Genomic DNA, 24,383 nt, shown 5'->3' with positions numbered 1-24,383 from the left:
TTTTATCGGTTAGATAGTATCCAATACTAGAGAGTAAGAAGATAATTGACAGGAGAAAGTAGGAGAATGGAGAACATTATAGTAGATTGAAACCCATATAATGGGAGTGTAGGTGTTGAATATGATTTGTGGGAGGAACTATATGCAAAGGGCAATTATAGGACACACAAATGGATTGAATGCCGATTTTGCTGTCCTAGTTGTACGGGAAGCACATCGGCTGCAGCTAAAATATAAAACAAAATTATCGATAAATTACAAGGATGATAAAAACATAGCGAGCACAGATTTTGGTTTACTTGTTGGGTTACAAGTAAGGAAAGATGAAGAAGTCTTCATTTCCAGCAAGGAAAATTATTCGAGTGATGCAGTTCAAGAAATGGTTAAATTCTTAGAAAACAAAGAAGAACAGGTTTGTGATTTAAGTAGAAGGTTTAATAGTATTTTAGGGTTAATTTCGGATGGAGTTGGTTTGTTAAACCAAAAAGGGCACATTGTTTTTGTAAATGCTGTTTTTTCAAGTTTAGTACAGCGATCCAGCGAAGAGCTACAAGGAAAACACATAAGTGAAGTGGCTTCTAATGTGTGGGAGAATCGGGATCTATCAAAGAGTATCGCTCCTGCTATAGTCCCCTTACAATATGTAATAAGGCCAATTATTGCTGACGACGTAGAGATAGGATATATTATCTTAATGAAAGATGATCGAGAAGTGAATTGCTTAAAAGAAAAAATTAAAATACTCAAATTGAAAACGGAAAGTATGGAAAAGCAGCTAGCAAAAGAAAAAGAAGCAAACTGGCATCCCCATCAGTATATAGGGCAGTCCTCAGAGAAAAATTTTATTAAAAGGATTAAAATGGATTCGGCATTTGAAAAGTTTATTGGCATGAATGAACAGGTTTTAAATGCCATAGCACTGGCAGCTAAAGCAGCTAAAGTTCAATCTACGGTTTTAATTACAGGGAAAAGTGGAACGGGCAAGGAAGTGGTCGCTGAAGGGATCCATTTAGCTAGCCCAAGAGCAAAACAGCCTTTCATAAAGATCAACTGCGCCGCCATTCCAGGGGCTTTATTGGAAAGTGAATTATTTGGGCATGAAAAGGGTGCTTTTACAGGAGCAATAAAGCGAAAGCTAGGAAAATTTGAGATGGCAGATGGTGGAACTTTGTTTTTAGATGAAATTGGTGAGATGGAAATGAGCATGCAGACGAAATTGCTCAGGATTTTACAAACCAGTAGTTTTGAGCGAGTTGGTGGAGAAGAAACGATAATGGTTAATGTTAGAATTCTAGCTGCTACGAATCAAGATATAGAGGTTATGGTAAAGGAAGGACGTTTTAGGGAAGATCTTTATTATCGTTTGAATGTTATTCCTGTATCGCTGCCGCCTTTAAAAGAAAGAAAAGATGATATCCCTTTATTGGTAGATTTCTTTCTGAAAAAGTTTAATAAAGATTTTGGTAAGGGGATATTAGGAATTAAAAAAACTGCTATGGATGCATTAATAAGCTATGATTGGCCAGGAAATGTGAGGGAATTAAAAAATACAATTGAAAGAGTGGTTGCTCTAGCAGATAACCAGTACATTGAATTAAGTGATTTACATCCGACAATTCTCCAAAATACAAAAAGTAAATTTGACAATAAAGCAGAGCCAATGTTTACTTCTCTAGTACAAGGAGATATATTCCTTCTAGAAGAATATGAAAAACAAGTTATTAAAGCAGCATTACAAAAATATGGTAGTTATACTGCGGCAGGTAAAGTCCTTGGTATAACACATAAAACGGTGGCAGCTAAGGCACAAAAATATGGTATCGATAAGAATATTGAAAATGGATAATACAGATAAAATCCCTCTAACAAATTTATTAGAGGGATTTTATCTGTACTTAGTATTGGAGCAAATTTCCCCGTTACGGGGAATTAATTCCTAAAATGCTTGTGATAAATTAAGTGTACCTAATTTATCGGTTGAAAAAATATACGGTGTAATCCTTAAATAGCGCGCGGCAAGCTTAGTGGAAGGAAAAATCGCATCAATTTTAGTTTCTCTTAGATCTTGGCATATAACTTGCAACTGATAATAGTAACTGTTAGTAACAAATTAACTTAGAGAGAAAGGAGGCATTTGTTACTATCTAGGTAAAAAAATGAGTATGAGGAGGAGTTAAGTTTATGTCACTGGTATTAGCGGAATTTATGGGCACGACAGTCCTGACTACCTTTGGATGTGGTGTTTGTGCGAATGTCAATTTAAATCGATCGAGAGCAAATGTTAGTGTATTAGGTGGCGGATGGATTACGATTACAGCAGGATGGGCATTTGCCGTAATGCTCGGTGCATTTGTTAGCAATGCGCTGGGTGGTGCGGGGGAATTAAATCCAGCACTCGTTTTATTTAAGGTACTTGCCGGTGCTTATACGGTTTCCGTGGCGATTCCCATTATGATAGCTGAAGTAGTTGGTGCTATGCTCGGTGCTGCTATGGTTTGGTTGGCGTATCTTCCTCACTGGGAAGTTACGGAAGATAAAGGAGCTATTTTAGGTACTTTTACCAGTGGCGCAATGATCAAAAATGATATGGCCGCGTTTCTCTGCGAACTTATAGCCACTACATTCTTATTTATCTGTCTTACTGCTTTTGGCAGTAAATTAGTAACTGGTACTGGTCTGGCACCTGGCTTCGGCAATTATTTAGCTGCTATGTGCATCTGGGCTGTAGGCTTAAGCTTAGGCGGACCCAGCGGATATGCATTAAATCCTGCTCGTGACCTTGGTCCTCGTATCATTCATGCAATTTTACCGATTTCTACAAAGGGCAGTTCTGACTGGGGATATGTCTGGGTGCCTATTTTTGGTCCATTCCTTGCAGCGTTTGTTGCATATGGGGTTTGTATAAGCACAGGGTTGCTTTAATATATAAAAGACTTGATGCAGATGGGCTAAAAAACCATCTGCATCAAGTCTTTTTATATAAAAAAGAAAAGGCGCTTCTATAGTAGCTTTTTAAAAGTTTGCTAATTGAATTTTATGGATACTTTGATGTACTATAGTACTAAGGAATAAAAAGTAAAATGGTTACTTAGAGGGGGATATATTATGGATGTAAAAACAATCAAAGAAACCGCGAAGAAAAAAATGGCTGGAAAATGCCGAGTATGTCCTATTTGTAATGGAAAAGTTTGCGCAGGAGAAGTCCCTGGCATGGGGGGCACTGGGACGGGAGAGGCTTTCGCAGAAAACGTAAAAGCCCTTGCAAATATAAAATTGAATATGCGGACGATACATAGTGCGTTGCAGCCTGAGACAAGTATAGAAATGTTTAATCATCAGTTTAAAACTCCAATCATGGGTGCGCCGATTACTGGAGCAGTGATTAATGCCGGGGATGCATTAAATGAACTGCAAATGGTTTCTGCGATTGTAGAAGGTAGTAGCTTGGCTGGAAGTATAGGATGGATTGGTGATCCCGCGAACCCTAGCCTGTATGAAGACGGCTTGCAATCAATTCGCCTTGCAGGGCAAGGAATCGCAATTATCAAGCCACGCCTTGATCTAAAAGAAATTAAAGAGCTTTTCAAATTAGCGGAAAAAGCGGGTGCAATAGCTTTAGGAGTAGACCTTGATGGGGCGGGACTTATTACGATGGCTTTAAAAGGACAACCTGTTGGACCGAAAACCAAAGAGGAGCTTACGGAATTAATACAGTCTACCAAATTACCTTTCATTGTTAAAGGCATAATGACGGCAGACGAAGCAATCAAATGCGTGGAAGTGGGAGCAAAAGCGATTGTAGTATCCAATCATGGAGGCCGAGTGTTAGATCATACCCCAGGTGCAGCAGATGTGTTACCTGAAATTGCTAAAGCCGTAAAAGGAAGGATAACCATTTTAGCTGATGGTGGTGTGCGTTCTGGAGCCGATGTATTAAAACTCTTGGCATTAGGTGCAGATGGAGTCTTGATTGGCCGTCCGCTGATTGTTGGTGCTTATGGCGGCGGTACAGAAGGCGTTAAAACTATCGTTGAAAAATATACCAGCGAGCTAAAAGCTGCAATGATTCTGACAGGCTGTAAAAGCATCAAGGATATTGGGCCAGAAGTTTTATGGCATAGATAATTGAACCACAGAGACACAGAGGACACAGAGAAAAATAGGGTTATAAATCACTTTTGCGCACTCTGCGCCTCTGCGGTTAAGATATCTTTTCCCCTTTTGTGTGCCACGTTAGTGGCATTGTGTCTTTGTGGTTCAAAATTTAGTACAAAAAGTCAGATTTCTTTTAGCTGAGCAAATTTAGTAAAAAAGTTGCGATAAGCCCAATAACTGGCAACAAAGGAAGATATGCTTACAGCACCCGCAAGCATGAAGGCAACCATAATTTGATATTTGATGGCTGTTTCTGGAGCAACTCCTGCTAAAATTAGACCTGTCATCATCCCTGGGAGTTGGACAATTCCTAAGGTTTTCATAGAATCAAAAGTGGGCAGCATAGCGGTTCTAATACTGTCTCTGATTAGGGAGAGGGAAGCTTCTTTCGGTGGAGCCCCTAGGCAGAGTTTGACTTCCACCTCTTCTCGTTTCGTTTGAAAATTACTCAGGAGGTTCTTAAATAAAAGACTAGTAGCGACCATTGAATTACCTACGACCATGCCACTAATGGGGATGACTTGACTCGGCTCGTAAGGAATGGCCTTGAAACTAACTAATCCACCTAGAGTAATGACCAGACCAGTAAAGATGGCGGCGAAGGATATCAACGTGGCTTGTTCAATACCTGCCCCTCGTTTCGCAGCAACGGTTGAAGCATTATAGACCATGATCACTAGAATAATAGTTGTAAAGAATAAATCATCAAGGGCAAAAATAAATTTTAAAACAAAACCGATAAGAGTTAGTTGTACTACTGCACGTAGACTGCCAATGAGCATGTCTTTTTCTAACCCAAGTTTCTCTTTATAAGATAAAGCGAGAGATAGAAGTACTAAACTAAAGGTTAGAATAAGAGATAGATTATTCATGGGCTTCTCCTTTTTGTGAAAAAAAATCAATACTGGTACCAAAAAAACGAATAGTACCTGCTTCAAGATAGAGAATCTTTTGCGCTAAACGCTTTGCTTGCGAAATATTGTGGGTAATAAATAATAGGGTTGTATTGTGAGCCTGTTGCTCATGAATGAGTAGTTTTTCAATAAGCAGAGTGTTTTCCTCATCCAGGGCCGCTGTGATTTCATCTAGTAATATAACTTCTGGTTTCATTAACAGGGAGCGAATCAATGCAATACGTTGCTGCTCACCGCCTGATAGGGCGGTGTTCTTTTTTTCTAGGGTATTTTCTGGTAAATTTGCTTTCAATAAATAGTTGCGTATCTCATCTAGGTTAGGTTCTTGATTAAGTAATTGATAAGGATAAAATATATTTTCTTGTACAGATGCACCAAATAAATATGGTTTTTGTAAAATATAGCTAACGCTACGTCGTAGCTCTGTAGGGGCATAGTCTAAGGTATTTTTGTTTTTATATAATACTTCACCTTGTGTTGGGCTAAAAAGTAAGTTTAAAAGGCGAAAGAGAGAGGATTTGCCTGATCCTGACGGCCCAATAAGACCAACTCGCTCTCCTTTTTGTACCGAAAAGGAGATATTATGTAAGATGGATTGTCTATTTAGAATGAGTTGGACATTATTACATTGCAGTATATTCACGGTATCACCTCAAAAATAGTATAGATATATCATATCATAAGATGCTTATTTTATAGGGTATAGATTGAGCGAATAAGACGCAAGATAAAAGAAAAACTAGCTCAGCCTGCTTCTTTAATTACAGAGCTAAATACCTTCTATTGAGTGAAGTTTGGTAAACTAAGAAGCTTTCACAGTTTTGTGGGAGTTTTTTATTGTTTTTACTAATTTTTTTATTGCACTTTTGCTAGTGTATGATACAATCAAATCGGTCGCTTTTTTTGCTGTTTAAATAGGAGCAAAAAATGCAAAAAAATAACAAACAGGATGGGAGAGGGATATGAATAGTTCATTCAAATTAACAAAGGCAGCTGTAGAAAAGTTGGCACAGCAGTACGATACTCCTTTATTGGTAGTATCATCAGAGCAAGTAGAACGTAATTATTCTTTTTTGGCGAATTATTTACCGGGGGTTAAGTTACATTATGCGGTAAAAGCCAATCCTCATGAAGCAATTATCCGGAAACTGGCTGAACTAGGCTCCTATTTTGATGTGGCCTCTGATGGCGAGATGCAATTTCTAACAGAGATGGGCATAACGTCAGAACGTATGGTATATGCCAATCCTGTGAAAACAGCCAATGGGCTTAAGGTAGCCAAAGATACCGGTGTATATAAATTTACTTTTGATAGTGAAAGCGAAATTAGCAAAATGGCCAAGGCGATACCTGGTGGTACTGTATTACTTAGAGTTAGAGTGGACAATCCCAATGCCTTGGTAGATTTAAATAAAAAATTTGGTGCCCATCCTGAAGATGTGTTGCCACTTCTAGAATTAGCTCGTAAGCAAGGGCTTGATGTTGCTGGTTTGTGTTTTCATGTAGGCAGTCAATCTTCTAGTGCTGATGCTTATATGGAAGCGTTAGAAATTTTCCGTGACCTGTTCGATAAAGCGAAGGAAGCTGGTTTTGCACTGCGAATTCTGGATATTGGCGGTGGATTCCCAATTCCAGCTATTAATGAGACTACTGATATTATTGCTATGCTAGAAGCCATACGAGATGGACTTGAGAAATATTTCCCTGATACGGAAATATGGGCGGAGCCAGGGCGTTTTATCTGCGGTACGGTAGCTAATTTGATTACTCGTGTCATTGGCACACAAAAACGTAATGGCAAGCAGTGGTACTTTTTAGATGATGGGTTGTATGGCACATTCTCTGGTGTTATTTTTGATCATTGGGATTTTGAATTAGAGACATTTAAAAAGGCTGAGAATATACCTGCTACCTTTGCAGGACCGAGCTGTGATTCTTTAGACATTATGTTCCAGGACAAAATGACGCCTCCGCTAGCCATTGACGATTTGATTTTAGTGCCCAATTGTGGGGCATATACCTCCGCATCGGCGACCGTTTTTAATGGTTTTTCTAAAACTCCTATTCTAGTGTGGGAAGAAATCAAGGATAAGGCGTAAATCAAAATGAAGATGGGATGCCTTCGGCATCCCTTTTTTATTTTTTTATTGCAGAATTAGTAATTACAGGTTAAACTAAAAAAATGTCGAATTTGGAAAGAGGAATGAATCGATAAGGTGGATGTATTAAAAAGATGGACATGAACACTCTTGATAAAATTGTTAAAAATACAATTGCCGCTGTCGAGAATGGGAAAACGCAGATCTATGATATTTACGAAGCTGCTCGCAATGAAGTTGAAAATATAAAAAAGGACGTAGAACGTATCAAGCAAGAAACCGTTAGCATTATATTTACAGTAGATGATTTAGAAAAAAAGGAACGGCGTTCTAGACTTAAGTTAATGGAAGTAAGTCGTAATTTTAGCGTATTTACTGAAGAAGATATTAAAGCGGTGTATGATGATGCTAAAAGCTATCAAATTCAGTTGGCTGTAGCCAGAGCGCAAGAACAAAATCTGCGGCGTCAACGAGATGAACTGGAAGTTAGATTACGCTCTTTAAAAAATACAGTGGCGAAGGCAGAGGGATTAACAACCCAGGTCGGAGCGGTGCTCGGGTATTTAGGGGAGCAAATGGGCGGCGTTGTGACGCAGATCGAATCTCTACAACAAAGCCAGGTGTTTGGGGCCAAGATAATTAAGGCCCAGGAGGAAGAACGACGTAGAGTTTCTCGAGAAATTCATGATGGCCCAGCACAAGCTATGGCAAATATTGTTTTCCGTGCGGAAGTTTGTGAACGGCTGATTGATATTGATTTAATTAGGGCTAAAAAAGAAATAACGGATTTGCGGGAACAGGTGCGGGTTTGTTTAAAAGAAACAAGAAAAATTATTTTCGACTTACGCCCGATGACCCTTGATGATTTGGGTTTGATACCGACAATGAAGCGTTTTTTAGATGCGGTCAAAGAACGAAGTGGAATTATCTCTGAAGTTAGAGTATTGGGTACAGAACGAAGGTTGGATTCTTATGTGGAAACCGGTCTTTTTCGAATTTTTCAAGAGGCCGTTACAAATGTTGAGAAGCATGCCAAAGCGAGTATAATTTCCCTTGTGATAGAATTTCGTTCAAATTTATTGTTCGCTACCATTGAAGACAATGGCGAAGGTTTTGAGATGGTAGATAATTTTGGTAGTGAAAGTTTTGGTTTACTAGGTATGCAGGAAAGAGTAAACCTTTTGAATGGTGAACTAACAATTAAATCAGAATTAACTGTAGGTACAAAGATTATTATTAAGGTAAATTTAAAGTAGTAGGGATACGTAGAGTATATTCCTATTACTTTTTTTTCGTTGAATTAACAAAATGTAGTTTTTAGTTTGTATTTTTTATTCATCTTATGAATGGATTATAGTAGATTTATGTGGGTATTTGTTATAATATAACAATTATAATATGTCATAAGACCGTAAAATCTTATTAATTGAAGAGTATTTTATTACAAGGGATGGATGGCATGAATCATCAATTTAAAATTCTAATTGCCGACGATAGTAAATTGGAACGTCAAATATTACGGAACAACCTTATCTCTTGGGGCTATAAGGTTTACGAAGCTGCGAACGGTAGAGAAGCTCTTGAGATGTTTGACAAAATTGGGCCTGATTTGCTCATCCTGGACGGAATTATGCCAGAGGTGGATGGCTATGCTGTATGTGAATATTTGCAGCAAGAAAGAAAAAGAAGCAAAACCCCCATTATTTTAATTACTGCTTATGATAATGAAGAAGCTGTAGAGCGGGCCTTTGTAGCGGGAGCCGGTGAGTATTTAACAAAACCTGTGTACTGGAACGTCTTGAAGTATCGTATAAAAAGGATTTTACTCGCAAGGCAGGCGGAGATCGCATTAGGGAAAAGTGAAGAGAAATTGCAAGGTATCTTAAGCAATGCTGTAGTCGGAATTGGAATGCTGAATGATCGTGGTCACTGTATTTATGCCAATCAAAAACTTGTAGAGATGTTAGGATATTCCATGGAAGAGTTATATAATATTACCTTAGAACAGGTAACACATCCTGATGATAAATCAGTTATGAGAAAGCAAGTAAAAAAAATGATTAAGAATAAGAAGCAGGAATATCATATAGAACGGCGCTATATTAGAAAAGATAAAACTATTTTTTGGGCTCGATTATCTGCATCCGTGGTATACGATGAAGAACGGAACATCAAGAGTATTATCGGAATTGTCATTGATATTACAGACCGCAAGGCAATGGATGCTCAACTAAGTTTACAAAATCAATATTTACTAGCATTAAATGAAGTATCACTGCAACTATTAAATCGTTTAGATCTTGATGATGTGTTGGCTATGATCGTGACTCAGGCTGTGAAATTGTTTGATAATGCAAGTGGCAGTTTGTATCTTCTAAAACCTGGTAATGTAGAGGCCGAGCTTAAGTTTGCCGTTGGAAAGGAAGAAGATAATCTAGGCGAAATTCGGTATAAAGATGAGGGCCTTCTTGGTGAGGTATTTAACACGGGTGAGACCATTATCATAAATGATTATCAGAAAAGGACAAATTCTAGATCTAGCCACAATATGGAAAGTGGTGGAGTTTTTATTGGAATGCCTCTATTTTCGGATAAAAGAGTTGTTGGTGTCATTTATATTTACATTAACGAGCCAGGTTGGGAATGTACCCAGGAGCAAAAATTCTTGTTAGAACGTTTTATTGGCTTAGCTTCTGTTGCCTATGATAATGCAGTGCTTTATAAACAAGCCCAGGAGGAAATTACTGAGCGTAAGCTTATGGAAGAAAAATTACGCTATATGAGTATGCATGATTCTCTTACAGGTCTTTATAATCGTACCTATTTTGAAGAAGAAATGCAGCGTATTTCATCGAGACATTACAAGTCGGTAGGCATCATTGTTTGTGATGTTGATGGGCTAAAAATTGTTAACGATACATTAGGACATGCTTTCGGGGATGCATTGATTGTTGCCGCAGCAACTGCCTTACGTCGAGCTTGCCGTATAGGAGATAGGGTGGCTCGTATTGGTGGCGATGAATTCGTAATTTTATTGCCGGAGGCAGATTCTCTAGTTGTAGAAAAAGTGAGCCAAGGAATTGAGGGGAAATTGAAAGAGTGTCAACTAGATAGGGCTATGGAAGGGAAAGTCGTGCGCATTTCAATTGGCTGGGCTGTCCAGACAGGACAGAACTTAGATATACAAGAGCTGTTTAAAGAAGCTGATAAAAGTATGTATGAAGATAAATTAAGGAATAAAAGGAGTAAACTAAATTAGATTTCAGCTTACCTGTCATTTTTCACGCTAAATGGGTATAATATGCAGGTGGAAAATTACCTATTTAAGGGAGGCGAGATAGTTGCGTTTAAGGCAAACGGATACACCCTTACTAGCGGCGATGCAACATTATGTTAAAGAGGAAGTCATTCCTTTTCATACACCAGGGCATAAACAAGGCAAAGGTATGCACGTTGCATTAGAAAAACTAATTGGCAAAAATGCTTTAGCTCTAGATTTGGCTTTAATGGAAGAATTGGACGATTTCCATGAACCTCATGGTTGTATAAAAGATGCGCAAGATTTAACAGCACAGTTATATGGTGCTGATCATAGTTTTTTTGTTATTAATGGTACTACCGGAGGTATTTATGCCATGATTTTGGCCGTTGCAGGTCCTGGTGAGAAGATTATCGTACCCCGTAATGCTCACCGTTCTATCATTGGCGGAATTATATTAAGCGGTGCAATTCCTATATTTATACAGCCAGAAGTTGACAATGAGCTGGGGCTTGCTATGGGGGTTACGCCGGAAATGGTTGAAGCAGCGGTGCTTGAACACCCTGATGCAAAGGGGGTATTGGTAATAAACCCTACTTACTATGGTGTAGCTACGGATTTAGAAAGGATTGTAAGCCTTGTACATCGAAATAATATGGTAGTATTGGTAGACGAGGCACACGGTCCTCATCTTCGTTTTAGCAGACGTTTACCGATACAAGCTTTAGATGCGGGGGCAGATATTTGTGCTCAGAGCAGCCACAAGATTATTGGTGCCCTAACCCAATGTTCTTTAGTTCATTGCCGAGAAGGACGTGTACGGGTTCCCCATTTAAAGGCAATGCTGCAGCTAACTCAATCGACAAGTCCCAATTATATTATGTTGGCATCGTTGGATGTAGCACGAATGCAGATGGCTTTAGAAGGGCCTCAATTGATAGAAAAGGCAATTGACTTAGCCAATTGGACAAGGGCGGAAATTAATAAAATCCCTGGTTTATATTGTTTTGGTTCTGAAAAGGTTGGGGAACCAGGTGTTTTTGATTTAGATCCAACGAAGATTACTGTTACCGTGAAAGGTTTAGGCTTAACTGGCGGTGAAGCTGAGCGGATACTACGCCATGAATACAAAATACAAGCTGAATTATCGGATTTATATAATATTCTTTTTTTAATTACCTTAGGGGATGGGGAGTACGAAGTAAATGCATTGGTGACAGCTTTGAAGGATATGGCAGAAAAGCATGCAAAACCTTACGACTTTTCATTAGTAGAGAAATGTATCAAAGCTCCTTATCCTACAGCGCCACAGGGGGTGTTATCGCCTCGTGATGCTTTATTCGGAAACACTTGCATGGTAGATTTTACTCAATCCGTAGGTATGGTCTGTGCAGAGATTATTACCTTTTATCCTCCAGGGATCCCCTTGCTTTGTCCAGGGGAAAGGATTACTCAGGAAATTATTGATTACTGTCAATTACTGCAACAAGGTGGCATGCACGTATCAGGGCCTGAAGATTATACGCTAAAAACGATTAAAGTGGTGGATTAAATGAATGGTAAATTGATTATTATTGAAGCTGGAGATGGTTGTGGCAAAGCAACACAGACTGAAAAATTGTACAATCGCTTGGTGTCCGAGGGGAAAAGTGTCCGCAAAGTGACATTCCCTGATTATCAAAGCAAATCTTCTGCTTTGATTAAAATGTACTTAAATGGCGAGTTTGGTGATAGTCCAGATGCAGTGAATCCATATGCTGCATCAAGTTTTTATGCTGTAGATCGCTATGCGTCTTATAAGCAGGATTGGGGAGAGTTTTATCGTCGGGGTGGTATTATCATTGCGGACCGTTATACTACGTCTAATATGGTTCATCAGGCGGTAAAAATTATTGATGAGCAGGAAAAGGATGCTTTTCTAGATTGGCTATGGGACCTGGAATTTATTAAATTTGGTTTACCGATTCCTGATGCAGTTATGTTTCTTGATATGCCGCCAGCATATAGTCTTATCCTTAGGCAGGAGAGGGCAAAACAACAAGGGCAGGAAAAAGCAGACATTCATGAAAGAGATGAAAAATACTTAGAGCACTGTTATTTTAATTACTGCGCTATCGCACAAAAGTATCAATGGCATAAAATCCAATGTATTGAAGATGAAAAACTTAAAACTGTGGCACAAATCCATGAAGAAGTATACCAAAAGGTACAGGATATATTGGCTAGTAGTATGGTATAGTAGACAATATATAGGATAGGGGGTAAGGCCATATGTTGATTGTTTTACTTGGCGCAAATGGATGTGGAAAAACAACCATAGAGAAGAGATTAGAAACCGCTAGTATGCATAGACTTCGCTCTCATACAACCCGGGCAAGAAAAATCGGTGAACCTGAGGATGCGTATTATTTTGTGAAAAAAGAGGACTTTAAAAAAGTTGATATAGTGGAAAGTGTATTATATAAAAACTCTTTTTTTGGTCTTAGCCGCGAAGAAGTCGAGAAAGCAAAAACACAAGACTGTGTAGTAACCTTAGATTGGAATGGTGCGCAGCAAATTAAACACCGCATTCCTTTTGCCGTCACTGTATATATTGATTGTCCAATGTATCAGCTGGAAAAACGCTTACCGATTCAAAGTGATAAAGAACAACAAAGAAAAATTCTAGAACAGATACAATTAGATTCTAAATGTGCAGAGGATTGTGATTATATCGTTCGTAATTATGATGGCCAATTAGATGAAGCCTGCACTCAAATTTTAGAAATTTGTCGTGAGTACAAAAGTAAGGAACAAACTACATAATTAGCTATGAAAAAGGTGAATGCTAGCAAGCTATAGCATTCACCTTTTGGCTAATAAAAAAGTGAGTTTTAAAAAGACAAAACCCAATGTAAGTAGTAGCGGTCCATGGGGAAAAAGGAATGATGTTTGAGAATTAATGGTATAATAAAATAGATCAATTTTAAAAATGGAGGGACTATGGACCGTTCAAAATCATTAGGGGAAGAGAAAATTTCAACATTACTTTGGCAATTTTCCCTACCAGCCATTACGGGAATGGTAGTAAATGCTTTTTATAATGTAATTGATAGCATTTTTGTTGGTCGTGGCGTGGGTGAAGTTGGTCTCGCCGCAGTGACTATCGCTTTTCCCATTATGACGGTTTTAATGGGCTTTGGTATGTTAGTAGGTGTAGGGGCGGCTGCTACCGTTTCTCTTAGAATTGGCGAACAAAAACAACAAGAAGCCGAAAAAATACTAGGCAATGCTTTTACTCTGTCCATGATACTCTCCATAGCTTTCACAGCCTGTATACTATTATTTCTAGATCCGATATTAAGTAGTTTAGGTGCTGAACCGGCGGTGTTGCCCTATGCGAGGGACTTCACTAGGATTATAGTTCTTGGTAGTGCTTTTATGTATGTAGGTTTTGGTTTGAATAATATTGTGCGGGCTGAGGGAAATCCTAAAATGGCCATGTCTACCGTTCTTATTTCAGCAGTGCTTAATACCTTGTTAAATCCTTTATTTATTTTTGTTTTTAATCTGGGAATCAGCGGATCTGCTTTGGCGACAATAATGTCTCAAGGGGTATCGGCTTTGTGGGTATTAGTTTATTTTTTGGGAAAGAAAAGTTTGCTGAAATTACATTCTGTCAATCTTAGATTAGAAAAAAGAATTGTGATTAATATTTTTAAGATTGGTATGTCACCTTTCTTAATGCAGATCGCTGCTAGTTTAGTGACAGTTTTATTTAACTTTACCTTATTAAAATATAGTGGAGAATTAGCCATTGCTTCCATTGGCATTATTAACCGAATGGCAATGCTTATGCTTATGCCTATTTTTGGAATCAGTCAGGGGTTACAGCCAATTATTGGATATAACTATGGAGCGGGTAACTATGGAAGGGTTATGAAGGCTTTAAAAATAGGTATATGGGCTGCAACTTTGCTTTCAACTGTGGGCTTTATAATCATTCAAGTGTTTGATAAACAAATTATTATGTTGTTTAATGATAACCCTGAACTGATTGCTATTGGTTCTGAAGCCATGCGGATTAATTTATGCATGCTGCCAGTGATTGGTTTTCAAATTATTGGGGCGAATTACTTCCAAGCTGTTGGTAAAGCAGGTTACTCCATTGTGCTTAGTATGTCGAGACAGTTAATTATACTTATTCCCCTATTGTATTTTTTACCAAAAGTATTAGGGCTCAAGGGAGCTTGGATGGCTAGCCCAATCGCTGATCTTTCTTCTGCTTTATTGACAGGTATATTCTTATTCTGGGAGCTTCGCAAATTAGGTAAAATGTAGATACTAGAAATATCGTAGGTAAATATAAATATGAGCCATGATAATAGATAAGATCATGAAGGGGAAAGCGACGAATAAAAAGTGGCGAAAAGAGATGGGATAACCATTTTTTTCTGCAATACCAGCCACGATGACATTGGCAGAAGCCCCAATTAAGGTTCCATTACCTCCAAGGCAAGCACCAAGAGCCAGTGACCACCAAACGGGTTCCATCTGAGCGCCTGAGATGGCGCTCATTTCTTGTAACATAGGGATCATAGTAGCAACAAAGGGTATGTTATCAATAAACGCGGAAGCGATAGCCGAAAGCCAAATGATTAAATAAGCTGTTAATTCAATTTGGCCGCCTGTGAAAGCTAAGGCCCACTGGGCTAAGGTTTTAATAACGCCTGTTGATTTAAGACCACCTACTAAGATAAAAAGTCCTGTAAAGAAAAAGACGGTAGGCCATTCTACATGTAGTAAAATATCTTCTGGCTCTTCCTGGCTAACTAACATAAGTAGCATGGCCCCTGTCATTGCAATGGTTGCAGATTCTAGATGCAGCGTACCATGAAGCAGAAAGCCAATTAAAGTAAGAGTGAGTACAAATAGGGATTGTTTCAATAGTAACCAATCTTTAATCTGTTCTTTAGAAGATAAGGTTAATACTTGCAAACGGTGTTCTTCTTCGACCTGTAATTGTTTGCGATAAAATAGCAGCAAAAGAAGAATGGTAACTAGTAAGATCAAAAAGGCAATAGGAGCCAAGTGAAGAATAAAGTCGGTAAAGGTTAGGTGAATGGCGCTGCCTATCATAATATTAGGAGGATCACCGATTAAGGTGGCAGTACCTCCAATATTAGAGGTGAGTATTTCGGTAATAAGTAAAGGCATAGGATTTATATTGAGACGTTCTGTTAATGTTAGGGTAACTGGTACGATGAGTAGTACTGTAGTAACATTATCTAATAATGCGGAAGCAACGGCAGTAATGATAGAAAGTAATGCCAGTAAGGAAATAGGATAGCCTTTTGTTATTTGTACTGCCCAGATTGCAATCGCCTCAAAAATACCACTGCGACGCGTAATGGACACCAAAATCATCATTCCAATAAGTAATCCTAACGTGTTAAAATCAATATCATCTTTGATCGCTACTTCCTGGCTCAAAAAACCTACAAGTATCATAACTAGACCACCGATCATGGCGATCACTGTACGATTAAACTTTTCTAGGATGATCATGGCATAGACAAGGATGAAGATCGTGATGGCACCATAAAAGGACAATGCTGGATTCATAAAATACCCTCCTTCTAAAAAAAATCATGGAGAAGTCTTGTTGCAGACTCCTCCATAAAAAAACAAGATATTATATTGTGCCTAAAGTTATTGGAATTAGTATACGATAATTGGTAATGAGAGTCAATATTTCACAAAAAAATAGTTTTCTTGTGAAAATAGGTTATTTTACTAGTAATAAAAGCATAAATTGATTATTTACTGTAAAACAATTATAATTTAAATGATCAAATGTTATTTTGTAATTCTAGTAAATTGTGGCTCAATATAGCGTGAAAGGCAGTGACTGACCTATATGAAAATTAATACGTTGGGTGCTCCTCAGTTACCATCTCTCCAGGAGAGAGATACTACGAATAAGACCGAGACATCTCAAGGCCATTTCGCCTCAGACCTGCTCAAAAATCAGGATGGACAATCTCGAGAAAGATTAAACGCCTTATTGGTGGAGATTGACAATCAAGGGAAAAAATTAGGTGAAGTACCTACCTATTCCGAACTTAAAAAATATCGTGAAGTAGTACGGCAATTTGTTGGTGAGGCGGTAGGACGTATGTATACGTTACAATCGCAACAAGGTTGGGATCGCCATGGTAGACAGAAAGTGTATACCATCATTAAAAAAGTGGATGCGACGTTAGATAGTTTAACTGAAGATGTGCGCCAAGGGCAGGAAAAGAAGCTGGATATCTTAGCGAAGCAAGACGCAATTCGTGGCATGCTAGTGGATTTATATATGTAGAGGTGCAGTATGGAGTGGAATGATGTAATTGGACATAAGGACCAGGTAGCGATATTGCGTCATATGGAAAAAAGCAAACGTATGCCTCATGCTGTTTTACTTGCTGGACCGACTGGTATTGGTAAGAGTATGGTTGCGAAAGTACTGGCAACGGCTTTATTATGTAATAATGAGGAAGAACGACCTTGTGGTAAGTGTCCTTCTTGTTTACAAATGTCCTATGATAGTCATCCTGATTTTTTATCAATTGTCCCTGATGGGGTAACTATTAAAATTGAACAGATTCGGAATTTGCAGCATGAAGTTTCGTTGGCGCCCTATATTAGCCAGCGAAAGGTGTGTATCATTGACAATGCTCAGTTAATGACCACGCAAGCAACTAATAGTTTATTGAAGGTGCTAGAAGACCCACCAGGAGAAATTATATTTATATTAACTACTGCAAGTAAAGATATGATGCTGACTACTATTTTATCTCGCTGTATGGTGATTTCTTTTCAGCCTTTAATGGATGATGAGTTAGTCCAAGCGTTAATTAACAAAGGCTACTTGCCAGGACAGTCTGAGGTGGCAGCTCGCCTTAGTGCCGGCCGTATGGGGATTGCAATTGCATTGCTTCAACCAGAAGGTTTTACCCTGCGGAATCAGGCAATGGAGATAATGGAAAGAGTAGTTTATGGCGGTATTGATAAGATATGGGATATTTCAGCTAAATTAGAAAAAATGGAGCGTAACGAAATTTTAGATATAATAAGGTATTTAACCTATATATTGCGTGATATACTATTGCTTGTAACGGGGCAAGGCAAGCAATTTGTGTTTAATATAGATATTGTGGAAGAATTGAGTGAACAGGCTGATCGGTGGAAGGAAAGTCAATTAACGAAAGCCATTAAAGTAGTGGAAGCTGCTAGGCGAGCCTTTCAGGCCAATGCAAATACAAGGCTTACAAGTGAAGCGTTACTGATAAAAATATATGATTTGGCAAGGGGGGTTTGAAGGTGGAAACAGTAGTAGGTGTTCGTTTTAAAAAAGCTGGCAAAGTTTATTATTTTGCACCTGGTGACATTATGCTGGTGGCAGGGGATTTTGTAATTGTTGAAACTGCTAGAGGATTAGAATATGGTGAAGTTGTAATTGCGCCACGAGAAGTAACCGAGGATGCGATTGTAGCCCCGTTAAAAACAGTGCAGCGTAAAGCAACTGCTGAGGATAGCATTAAGGTAGAGGAAAATAGGGCAAAGGAAAAGGAATCTTTTTCTATTTGCGAACAGAAAATAAAAACGCATGGTCTCAATATGAAATTAGTTGATGTAGAGTATACTTTTGATGTAAACAAAATTATTTTTTATTTTACTGCGGAAGGACGTATTGACTTTCGTGATTTAGTCAAGGATTTAGCAGCTGTATTTCGTACTCGCATTGAACTTAGACAAATTGGTGTACGGGATGAAGCGAAAATGATGGGAGGAATCGGCTGCTGCGGCAGACCATTATGTTGCTCTACTTTCTTAGGAGATTTTGAGCCCGTCTCGATTCGAATGGCTAAAGATCAAAAGCTTTCTCTTAATCCTACAAAGATATCGGGGATTTGTGGACGCTTAATGTGTTGCTTAAAATATGAAAATGACTCCTATGGACCTTGCTGCAAAAAAATTGCCCCTCCGGTTGTTGGATGTGAGGTCATTACGATAGATGGAGAAGGCAAAGTCACATCTGTCAACCAAGCCAAAAAAAACGCAGCGGTATTGCTTTCGAGTGGTAATACGGTAGTTATTCCATGGGAAGAGGTTGTTGAGAAGGATAACAATGGATAACCAAGTGGTATTAGGCCTAGAGGAGCGATTGGATGATTTGCTCATTGGGAATCTAAAGATAATTCAGCATGAGAAGGAATTTTGTTTTTCTTTAGATGCGGTGCTGTTATCCCACTTTGCTACTGTAAGGCCAGGGGCAAAGGCGGTAGATTTGGGGACAGGAACTGGTGTGATTTCTCTAATTTTGGCAACAAGAGGCATTGGACATGTAATTGGCCTAGAATTGAGTCAATCCATGGCTGCTATGGCAAGTCGCAGTGTTAATTTAAATAAATTAGATGAGAAAGTAACGATTATGCAAGGTGACTTGTGTAAAGTGAAAGATATATTTTCCTCAGATGGTTACGATTTGGTAGTTTCTAACCCACCCTATCGTCCAGTCGGCGGAGGTCACATAAATCCAAATGATAAAGTGGCTATGGCAAGGCATGAAGTAACTGCTACGTTAGAAGATGTTATAAATGCTGCTCGTTATTTGTTGAAATATCGCCGTGGACGATTTGCTATGGTTCACTTGCCGGAACGTATGGCGGAAATATTAACGATAATGAGTCAGGCCGGCATTGAACCAAAAAGGTTACAACTTGTATACAGTAGTATTGATAAAAAACCGACCATGCTCTTAGTAGAAGGCATACGAGGAGCAAATCCAGGCCTTGAGGTATTACCACCGCTAATTGTCTACAAATCTGATGGCAGCTATAGTGAAGAAATAACGAAGTATTATAAAGAGTATAGATAGTAAAGTAACGAGTAACGGGTAGCTATATACCCATTACTCGTTCTCGTTTAGCACCTACAGAGCAAATCTGATTTTAAGGATGTATTGAGGAATAATTGAGCCGCAGTGGGCACACCAAAACAGGCGTTATTACGAGATCTGAAATTTCTCTCTGCATCCTCTGCGCCTCTGCGGTTCAAAAAACTTGAAGTGTACGCCTTAGTTACTATTCTATACCATAAAAGGAAGTGAAAGTATTTGGTCGAGAAAATTGGTATGTTGTATTTGTGCGCTACGCCGATTGGAAATTTAGAAGACATGACTTACCGAGCAGTGAGGGTACTTAGTGAAGTTAGCGTCATTGCCGCGGAGGATACGCGTCATACTCGCAAATTGTTAAGTCATTTCGAAATACATACTCGTCTAGTTAGCTATCATGAACATAACAAAGTGACAAGAGGTCCTGAGATAATAGAACGCTTACTGACAGGAGAAGATGTTGCTGTAGTAAGTGATGCTGGTTTGCCGGGAATTTCAGATCCAGGTTCTGATTTAGTGCAATTAGCGATAGAGGCAGGTATCCAGGTAGTGCCTTTACCTGGAGCGAATGCCGCCTTATCAGCACTCGTTTCCTCAGGCCTAGATACAACAATGTTTACGTTTATCGGATTTTTACCAAAAAACAAAAAAAAACGTCGGGAATTACTAACCAGCTTTGCTGCCAATCCTTATACGATGGTGTTTTATGAATCGCCCCATCGGATAAAACAAACATTAACAGAACTTAGTGGGGCATTTGGCGAGAGGCCAGCAGTAGCAGCTAGAGAACTCACAAAGAAATTTGAAGAGTTTATTCGAGGCTCATTAGAGACTTTAGCCGTGCATTTTGCCGAAAATGATCCTAGGGGGGAATTTACTCTTATTGTAGGTGGACAAACATGTGATGAAGATTTGGAGCTGCAAGAGGCAGACGGGGAACAACTTACACTAGAAGAAGCCGTCATAAGACTAATGGAAACAGGTGTAGCTAAAAAAGAAGCGATCAAAACGATTGCACTTAAAAGAGGGTTATCAAAAAGAGAAGTCTACCAGGCTACATTGGAGTAATTTTAATTTTGGACAAAAAAAATAAGAGGTTATAGAACCTCTTATAGATCTTAAACAGCTTTTGTTACTGTCATAGCATCTAAACATTCTTTACAGATGTTTTTATTTTTAAAGACCGTTACTTCATCAGCGTTACCACAGAACACACAAGAACAAGCTGGTTCATATTTGCGCAAAATGATACGATCGCTATCTACATAAATTTCTAGAGCATCTTTTTCTTCAATGGAGAGTGTACGGCGTAATTCAATTGGAATAACGACCCTGCCAAGCTCGTCCACTTTTCTTACAATACCAGTTGATTTCATAGTAATTGATTTCTCCTCTCATTACAACAACATTCGACAATTTATGTCTAACTAAATACTACCAAAAATTATACAAGCTGTCAACCTATTTTTACCATAACAGTAAATATGTTGTACAATACTCCAGAGAATTTTGTCATAATGAGGGGAACGGTGGAAAGAGACTAGAATCATTCGACATTAGTGTATATTTTTGGTAAAATAGGATCATCTTAAAAGGATATAAAAAAATAATTTAAATGTCGAATTATGGCATGAAATATTATTGTAAAGAATTTTAAGTGTAATACATATAAGTTTACATAAGTAAAGGGGAATTGGTCTTTTAAATCTGGAATTTACTAAAGTTTACTACTATAATTAGTTTATGTTACACAATATAAGGAGGCTATTAAAAGCTATGGAAAAAAAACCATTTTATATTTCAACACCAATTTACTACCCTAGTGATCGTTTACATATCGGTCATGCTTATACGACAACAATTGCAGATGCAGCGGCTAGGTACAAACGTTTGAATGGTTGCGAGGTTCTTTTTCTTACAGGTTCTGATGAACACGGCCAAAAAATTCAGCGAAAAGCTGCGGAACAAAATGTTACTCCGATTGCTTATGTTGATAAAATTGTAGATTCCTTTAAGCAATTATGGGAAAAGCTTAATATTTCTAATGATGATTTTATCCGTACAACAGAACGACGCCATCATGAGGTAGTACAAGCTATTTTCCAAAAGATTTATGACAAAGGTGACATTTATAAAGCTGCTTATGAAGGCTGGTACTGTACGCCTTGCGAGACATTTTGGATTGAACGTCAGGTTGTAGATGGAAAATGTCCGGATTGTGGTCGTCCTGTAGAAATGGTACAAGAAGAAAGCTATTTTTTCCGTATGTCTAAATATCAAGATCGATTGCTTGCTTATATTGAAAGTAATCCTGAATTTATTCAGCCAATCACTAGACGAAATGAGATGCTCAATTTTATTAAGGGTGGTCTAGAAGATTTATGTGTTTCTCGTACTACCTTTGATTGGGGCATTCCCGTGCCATTTGATACCAAACATGTAGTTTATGTATGGTTTGATGCTTTAACTAATTATATTACCGCTGCTGGATATCTTGATGACCAAGAGAAATTTACAAAATTCTGGCCAGCAGATATACATTTAGTAGGCAAGGAAATTGTGCGGTTTCATAGTATTATTTGGCCAATTATTCTAATGGCTTTGGATCTTGAACTACCTTCCCAGGTATATGGCCATGGCTGGCTAATCATGGAAGGGGATAAGATGTCCAAATCCAAAGGTAATGTAATTGATCCAGTGGCTTTAATTGAAGAATTTGGTCCAGATGCCATCCGATATTTTCTACTTAGAGAAATTACATTAGGGTTGGATGGAAATTTTTCGCGGGAAGCGTTAATTAACCGTATAAATGCAGATTTGGCCAATGACTTAGGCAATTTATTACATCGGACTTTAAATATGATTGGCCGCTTCAATGAAGGGGTTATTAAGCCGGCTGGTGATGTAGAAGAAGTTGACAGAGCCCTGGCAGAGCTAGTAAAAAGTACTGTAAATCAGTATGAAAAGTTAATGGATGGCATGGATATTAATGCTGCCATCAAAATAGTGTGGACATTGATCAGCCGTACCAATAAATATATTGATGAAACAGCACCATGGGCACTTGCTAAGGATGAGGCTAAGAGAGCGCGTCTCAACACGGTATTGTACAATTTGGCTGAAACTCTTAGAGTCGTAGGAGTTCTTATTTATCCTTTTATGCCGGTTACAGGGCCTAAAATTTGGGCTCAGCTAGGCATTCCTACTGACTTTAAAACCGTATCCTTAGAGGATGTCAAAGGTTGGGGGAAACTTCCAATCAATGGCGTGGTAGCAAAACCAGAACCAATTTTCCCACGGATTGAGGATAAAGTAGCTGAAATTCCAGTTGAGGAAAAGACAGAAGAAAAACCAAAAACAAATGTGGTGGCAGAGGCTACAAATAGTTTACCTGAAGTAACAATTGAAGAGTTTGCAAAAATGGATCTTAGAGTGGTTACTGTACTAGCAGCTGAAAAGGTGGAAAAGGCTGATAAGCTTTTAAAACTTACAGTAGATTTAGGTACGGAACAACGCACCATTGTATCAGGAATCGCCAAACATTATGCACCAGAAGATTTGGTAGGAAAAAGTGTAGTGATGATAATTAATCTAAAACCGGCGAAAATTAGAGGAATTGAATCCCGTGGTATGGTACTTGCTGCTTCTTGTGATGAAAAACTAATTGTTGTCACTGCCCCCGAAATGCCAGCTGGCAGTAAAGTGAAATAAAGAAGACTTGATTCAGATGGAGTTTTAACTCCATCTAACCCTAGTCGCACTTATCCAAGACTTAGCCGCTCTTAACTCCCATTTATATAAGTGAATCTTGGATTCGAAAATCCTTAGAGCGAACTTACTTGGAGTTTTACAGACTGTTATCCTAAGCAGAGGGCAGGATATTACAGGCTGTTAACGAGATGAAGATGGGAGTCTTAGATCGGTTTAGTCATCGGATAAATTTACATAAAAAAGCAAAAGCGCCTGCAATAGGCGCTTTTGTCAACTAGAATAAAGGAGTTGTTTTTCTATGTTATTTGACTCTCATGCTCATATTGATGATGAAAAATTTGATAATGATCGTGATCAAGTAGTGGCTAGAGCCTTAGAAAATGGTATAACAGGAATCATTAATGTAGGTGCTTGTATGGCTTCCTCGGCTCGTTCTATAGCCTTAACACAAAAGTATGAAAATATCTATGCAGCTGTAGGCATCCATCCCCATGACGCAAAAGACGCTTCGGAAGAAGATTACGAACAACTCGCTCAGTGGACAAAGTTACATAAAGTTGTAGCGATTGGTGAAATTGGCTTAGACTATTACTATGATTTATCACCTCGGGAAGTGCAACGGGCGGTTTTTATTCGTCAACTTGATGTTGCGCGGCAAACGGGTGTACCCTTTATTATTCATGACCGTGATGCACATGGAGAGATTTTAGATATTTTGAAAAAGGAAGCCAAAGGAGCGCCAGGTGTATTGCATTGCTTTTCTGGTAGCTTAGAAATGGCCCGTGAAGTACTAAAGATGGGGCTTTATATCTCTATTGCAGGTCCCATTACCTTTAAAAATGCTGCAAAGCTTCCAGAAATTGCGGCAACGGTTCCTCTGGATAGGTTGTTAGTGGAAACGGACTCTCCTTATTTAACACCACATCCTCATAGGGGGAAAAGGAACGAGCCTGCTTATGTAAAGTTAGTTGCCCAACAGGTTGCCGATTTGCGTGGTATAGAATTGTCTGTATTAGCTAAGGCAAACCGAGAGAACATAAGAAGTTTATTTAAAATATAGAAATTAACAGAATAAATTACCTTATGTGGGAATATCTTTATAGAGAGTATTCCCACTTTTTGTTTTAGAAAAGGAGGTTAGTTTTAATCGATTTCTTAATTTTAAGGATTAAGATGACCATTTTCTAATTCATGCATAAATAAGGACATTTTGGCAAATAATCTATATAATTTAGCAAAATAATTAATAAAAGTTAAAATAATATTGGACAATAAATGAAACTCGTGGTATAATACTCAAACGTTTGAAAAGGAGGTATTTT

The 24,383-nt window shown here is 38.4% G+C and carries 21 protein-coding genes; 17 read left to right on the top strand and 4 right to left on the bottom strand.

Annotation, left to right across the window (positions count from 1 at the left end; genetic code table 11):
- Positions 1-142 precede the first annotated feature (142 nt).
- The 3 genes from QSJ81_RS21090 to QSJ81_RS21080 all read left to right on the top strand — a co-directional run bounded on the left by QSJ81_RS21090 (position 143) and on the right by QSJ81_RS21080 (position 4,125).
- Positions 143-1,846, top strand: a complete 1,704-nt coding sequence (locus tag QSJ81_RS21090; RefSeq protein WP_285719323.1) for a sigma-54 interaction domain-containing protein — start codon at positions 143-145, stop codon at positions 1,844-1,846.
- Positions 1,847-2,181: 335 nt separating this feature from the next.
- Complete coding sequence (locus tag QSJ81_RS21085) at positions 2,182-2,922, top strand: MIP/aquaporin family protein (RefSeq protein ID WP_285719322.1); 741 nt, start codon at positions 2,182-2,184, stop codon at positions 2,920-2,922.
- A 183-nt stretch (positions 2,923-3,105) separates the two neighbouring features.
- A complete protein-coding gene (locus QSJ81_RS21080; protein WP_285719321.1) occupies positions 3,106-4,125 on the top strand; it encodes an alpha-hydroxy-acid oxidizing protein in 1,020 nt (339 codons plus the stop codon).
- 152 nt (positions 4,126-4,277) lie between these two features.
- Here the strand turns inward: QSJ81_RS21080 and QSJ81_RS21075 are convergent, their stop codons facing one another.
- Both QSJ81_RS21075 and QSJ81_RS21070 read right to left on the bottom strand, forming a co-directional pair.
- On the bottom strand, positions 4,278-5,027 hold the full coding sequence (locus QSJ81_RS21075) for an ABC transporter permease (protein WP_285719320.1): 750 nt from the start codon (positions 5,025-5,027) through the stop codon (positions 4,278-4,280).
- Entirely contained in the window at positions 5,020-5,712 is a 693-nt protein-coding gene (locus QSJ81_RS21070) for an ABC transporter ATP-binding protein (protein ID WP_285719319.1), read from the bottom strand. Before QSJ81_RS21070 ends, QSJ81_RS21075 begins: the two co-directional genes overlap by 8 nt.
- 319 nt (positions 5,713-6,031) lie before the next feature.
- Here QSJ81_RS21070 and QSJ81_RS21065 point away from each other — a divergent pair, with 319 nt between their 5' ends.
- The 7 genes from QSJ81_RS21065 (at position 6,032) to QSJ81_RS21035 (ending at position 14,747) form a co-directional block, all read left to right on the top strand.
- A complete protein-coding gene (locus QSJ81_RS21065) occupies positions 6,032-7,168 on the top strand; it encodes a type III PLP-dependent enzyme (protein WP_285719318.1) in 1,137 nt (378 codons plus the stop codon).
- A gap of 134 nt (positions 7,169-7,302) precedes the next feature.
- The gene (locus tag QSJ81_RS21060) at positions 7,303-8,424 is read left to right on the top strand and encodes a sensor histidine kinase (protein WP_285719317.1); all 1,122 of its coding nucleotides are present in this window, start codon (positions 7,303-7,305) and stop codon (positions 8,422-8,424) included.
- A 203-nt stretch (positions 8,425-8,627) separates the two neighbouring features.
- Positions 8,628-10,427 (top strand): diguanylate cyclase domain-containing protein, encoded by a 1,800-nt coding sequence (locus QSJ81_RS21055; RefSeq protein ID WP_285719316.1) that lies wholly within the window; start codon positions 8,628-8,630, stop codon positions 10,425-10,427.
- 82 nt (positions 10,428-10,509) lie between these two features.
- Positions 10,510-11,979 carry an aminotransferase class I/II-fold pyridoxal phosphate-dependent enzyme gene (locus QSJ81_RS21050; protein WP_285719315.1) on the top strand — a complete coding sequence of 490 codons (1,470 nt, stop codon included), beginning with the start codon at positions 10,510-10,512 and terminating at the stop codon, positions 11,977-11,979.
- Positions 11,980-12,666: a dTMP kinase gene (locus QSJ81_RS21045; RefSeq protein WP_285719314.1), complete on the top strand. Its 687-nt coding sequence runs from the start codon at positions 11,980-11,982 to the stop codon at positions 12,664-12,666.
- Positions 12,667-12,698: 32 nt separating this feature from the next.
- Positions 12,699-13,232, top strand: a complete 534-nt coding sequence (locus tag QSJ81_RS21040; protein WP_285719313.1) for a guanylate kinase — start codon at positions 12,699-12,701, stop codon at positions 13,230-13,232.
- Positions 13,233-13,409: 177 nt separating this feature from the next.
- Entirely contained in the window at positions 13,410-14,747 is a 1,338-nt protein-coding gene (locus QSJ81_RS21035; RefSeq protein WP_285719312.1) for an MATE family efflux transporter, read from the top strand.
- 3 nt (positions 14,748-14,750) lie between these two features.
- Here the strand turns inward: QSJ81_RS21035 and QSJ81_RS21030 are convergent, their stop codons facing one another.
- The gene (locus QSJ81_RS21030; protein ID WP_285719311.1) at positions 14,751-16,031 is read right to left on the bottom strand and encodes an ArsB/NhaD family transporter; all 1,281 of its coding nucleotides are present in this window, start codon (positions 16,029-16,031) and stop codon (positions 14,751-14,753) included.
- A 295-nt stretch (positions 16,032-16,326) separates the two neighbouring features.
- Between QSJ81_RS21030 and QSJ81_RS21025 the strand changes: the two genes are divergently transcribed.
- From QSJ81_RS21025 to rsmI, 5 genes are all read left to right on the top strand, one after another.
- A complete protein-coding gene (locus QSJ81_RS21025) occupies positions 16,327-16,773 on the top strand; it encodes a YaaR family protein (protein ID WP_285719310.1) in 447 nt (148 codons plus the stop codon).
- A gap of 9 nt (positions 16,774-16,782) precedes the next feature.
- Positions 16,783-17,772, top strand: coding sequence for a DNA polymerase III subunit delta' (gene holB, locus QSJ81_RS21020; protein WP_285719309.1), 990 nt, complete (start codon positions 16,783-16,785; stop codon positions 17,770-17,772).
- Between the two features lie 2 nt (positions 17,773-17,774).
- On the top strand, positions 17,775-18,590 hold the full coding sequence (locus QSJ81_RS21015; protein ID WP_285719308.1) for a PSP1 domain-containing protein: 816 nt from the start codon (positions 17,775-17,777) through the stop codon (positions 18,588-18,590).
- Positions 18,583-19,332, top strand: a complete 750-nt coding sequence (locus QSJ81_RS21010) for a tRNA1(Val) (adenine(37)-N6)-methyltransferase (RefSeq protein ID WP_285719307.1) — start codon at positions 18,583-18,585, stop codon at positions 19,330-19,332. The genes QSJ81_RS21015 and QSJ81_RS21010 overlap by 8 nt, the downstream gene beginning before the upstream one ends.
- 255 nt (positions 19,333-19,587) lie before the next feature.
- Positions 19,588-20,418 (top strand): 16S rRNA (cytidine(1402)-2'-O)-methyltransferase, encoded by an 831-nt coding sequence (gene rsmI / locus QSJ81_RS21005; protein WP_285719378.1) that lies wholly within the window; start codon positions 19,588-19,590, stop codon positions 20,416-20,418.
- Positions 20,419-20,468: 50 nt separating this feature from the next.
- On the opposite strand, the gene QSJ81_RS21000 is transcribed toward rsmI, so the two are convergent.
- Positions 20,469-20,726 carry an AbrB/MazE/SpoVT family DNA-binding domain-containing protein gene (locus tag QSJ81_RS21000; RefSeq protein ID WP_502929675.1) on the bottom strand — a complete coding sequence of 86 codons (258 nt, stop codon included), beginning with the start codon at positions 20,724-20,726 and terminating at the stop codon, positions 20,469-20,471.
- 400 nt (positions 20,727-21,126) lie between these two features.
- On the opposite strand from QSJ81_RS21000, the gene metG reads away from it, so the two are divergent.
- Positions 21,127-23,061, top strand: a complete 1,935-nt coding sequence (gene metG / locus QSJ81_RS20995; protein WP_285719306.1) for a methionine--tRNA ligase — start codon at positions 21,127-21,129, stop codon at positions 23,059-23,061.
- A 298-nt stretch (positions 23,062-23,359) separates the two neighbouring features.
- Positions 23,360-24,121: a TatD family hydrolase gene (locus tag QSJ81_RS20990; RefSeq protein WP_285719305.1), complete on the top strand. Its 762-nt coding sequence runs from the start codon at positions 23,360-23,362 to the stop codon at positions 24,119-24,121.
- Positions 24,122-24,383 lie beyond the last annotated feature (262 nt).

The organism is Pelosinus sp. IPA-1, from assembly GCF_030269905.1.
Lineage (GTDB): Bacteria > Bacillota > Negativicutes > DSM-13327 > DSM-13327 > Pelosinus.
Note: the sequence above shows the minus strand (reverse complement) of the source record. Positions and strands in the feature narration are given on the sequence as shown.

What these genes read in the sequence shown, in the direction of transcription:
- QSJ81_RS21090 (WP_285719323.1), top strand. Translation starts at nt 143, where the DNA reads ATGCAAAGGGCAATTATAGGACACACAAATGGATTGAATGCCGATTTT.
- QSJ81_RS21085 (WP_285719322.1), top strand. Translation starts at nt 2,182, where the DNA reads ATGTCACTGGTATTAGCGGAATTTATGGGCACGACAGTCCTGACTACC.
- QSJ81_RS21080 (WP_285719321.1), top strand. Translation starts at nt 3,106, where the DNA reads ATGGATGTAAAAACAATCAAAGAAACCGCGAAGAAAAAAATGGCTGGA.
- QSJ81_RS21075 (WP_285719320.1), bottom strand. Translation starts at nt 5,027, where the DNA reads ATGAATAATCTATCTCTTATTCTAACCTTTAGTTTAGTACTTCTATCT.
- QSJ81_RS21065 (WP_285719318.1), top strand. Translation starts at nt 6,032, where the DNA reads ATGAATAGTTCATTCAAATTAACAAAGGCAGCTGTAGAAAAGTTGGCA.
- QSJ81_RS21060 (WP_285719317.1), top strand. Translation starts at nt 7,303, where the DNA reads ATGGACATGAACACTCTTGATAAAATTGTTAAAAATACAATTGCCGCT.
- QSJ81_RS21055 (WP_285719316.1), top strand. Translation starts at nt 8,628, where the DNA reads ATGAATCATCAATTTAAAATTCTAATTGCCGACGATAGTAAATTGGAA.
- QSJ81_RS21045 (WP_285719314.1), top strand. Translation starts at nt 11,980, where the DNA reads ATGAATGGTAAATTGATTATTATTGAAGCTGGAGATGGTTGTGGCAAA.
- QSJ81_RS21040 (WP_285719313.1), top strand. Translation starts at nt 12,699, where the DNA reads ATGTTGATTGTTTTACTTGGCGCAAATGGATGTGGAAAAACAACCATA.
- QSJ81_RS21035 (WP_285719312.1), top strand. Translation starts at nt 13,410, where the DNA reads ATGGACCGTTCAAAATCATTAGGGGAAGAGAAAATTTCAACATTACTT.
- QSJ81_RS21030 (WP_285719311.1), bottom strand. Translation starts at nt 16,031, where the DNA reads ATGAATCCAGCATTGTCCTTTTATGGTGCCATCACGATCTTCATCCTT.
- QSJ81_RS21025 (WP_285719310.1), top strand. Translation starts at nt 16,327, where the DNA reads ATGAAAATTAATACGTTGGGTGCTCCTCAGTTACCATCTCTCCAGGAG.
- holB (WP_285719309.1), top strand. Translation starts at nt 16,783, where the DNA reads ATGGAGTGGAATGATGTAATTGGACATAAGGACCAGGTAGCGATATTG.
- QSJ81_RS21010 (WP_285719307.1), top strand. Translation starts at nt 18,583, where the DNA reads ATGGATAACCAAGTGGTATTAGGCCTAGAGGAGCGATTGGATGATTTG.
- rsmI (WP_285719378.1), top strand. Translation starts at nt 19,588, where the DNA reads ATGTTGTATTTGTGCGCTACGCCGATTGGAAATTTAGAAGACATGACT.
- QSJ81_RS21000 (WP_502929675.1), bottom strand. Translation starts at nt 20,726, where the DNA reads ATGAAATCAACTGGTATTGTAAGAAAAGTGGACGAGCTTGGCAGGGTC.
- metG (WP_285719306.1), top strand. Translation starts at nt 21,127, where the DNA reads ATGGAAAAAAAACCATTTTATATTTCAACACCAATTTACTACCCTAGT.
- QSJ81_RS20990 (WP_285719305.1), top strand. Translation starts at nt 23,360, where the DNA reads ATGTTATTTGACTCTCATGCTCATATTGATGATGAAAAATTTGATAAT.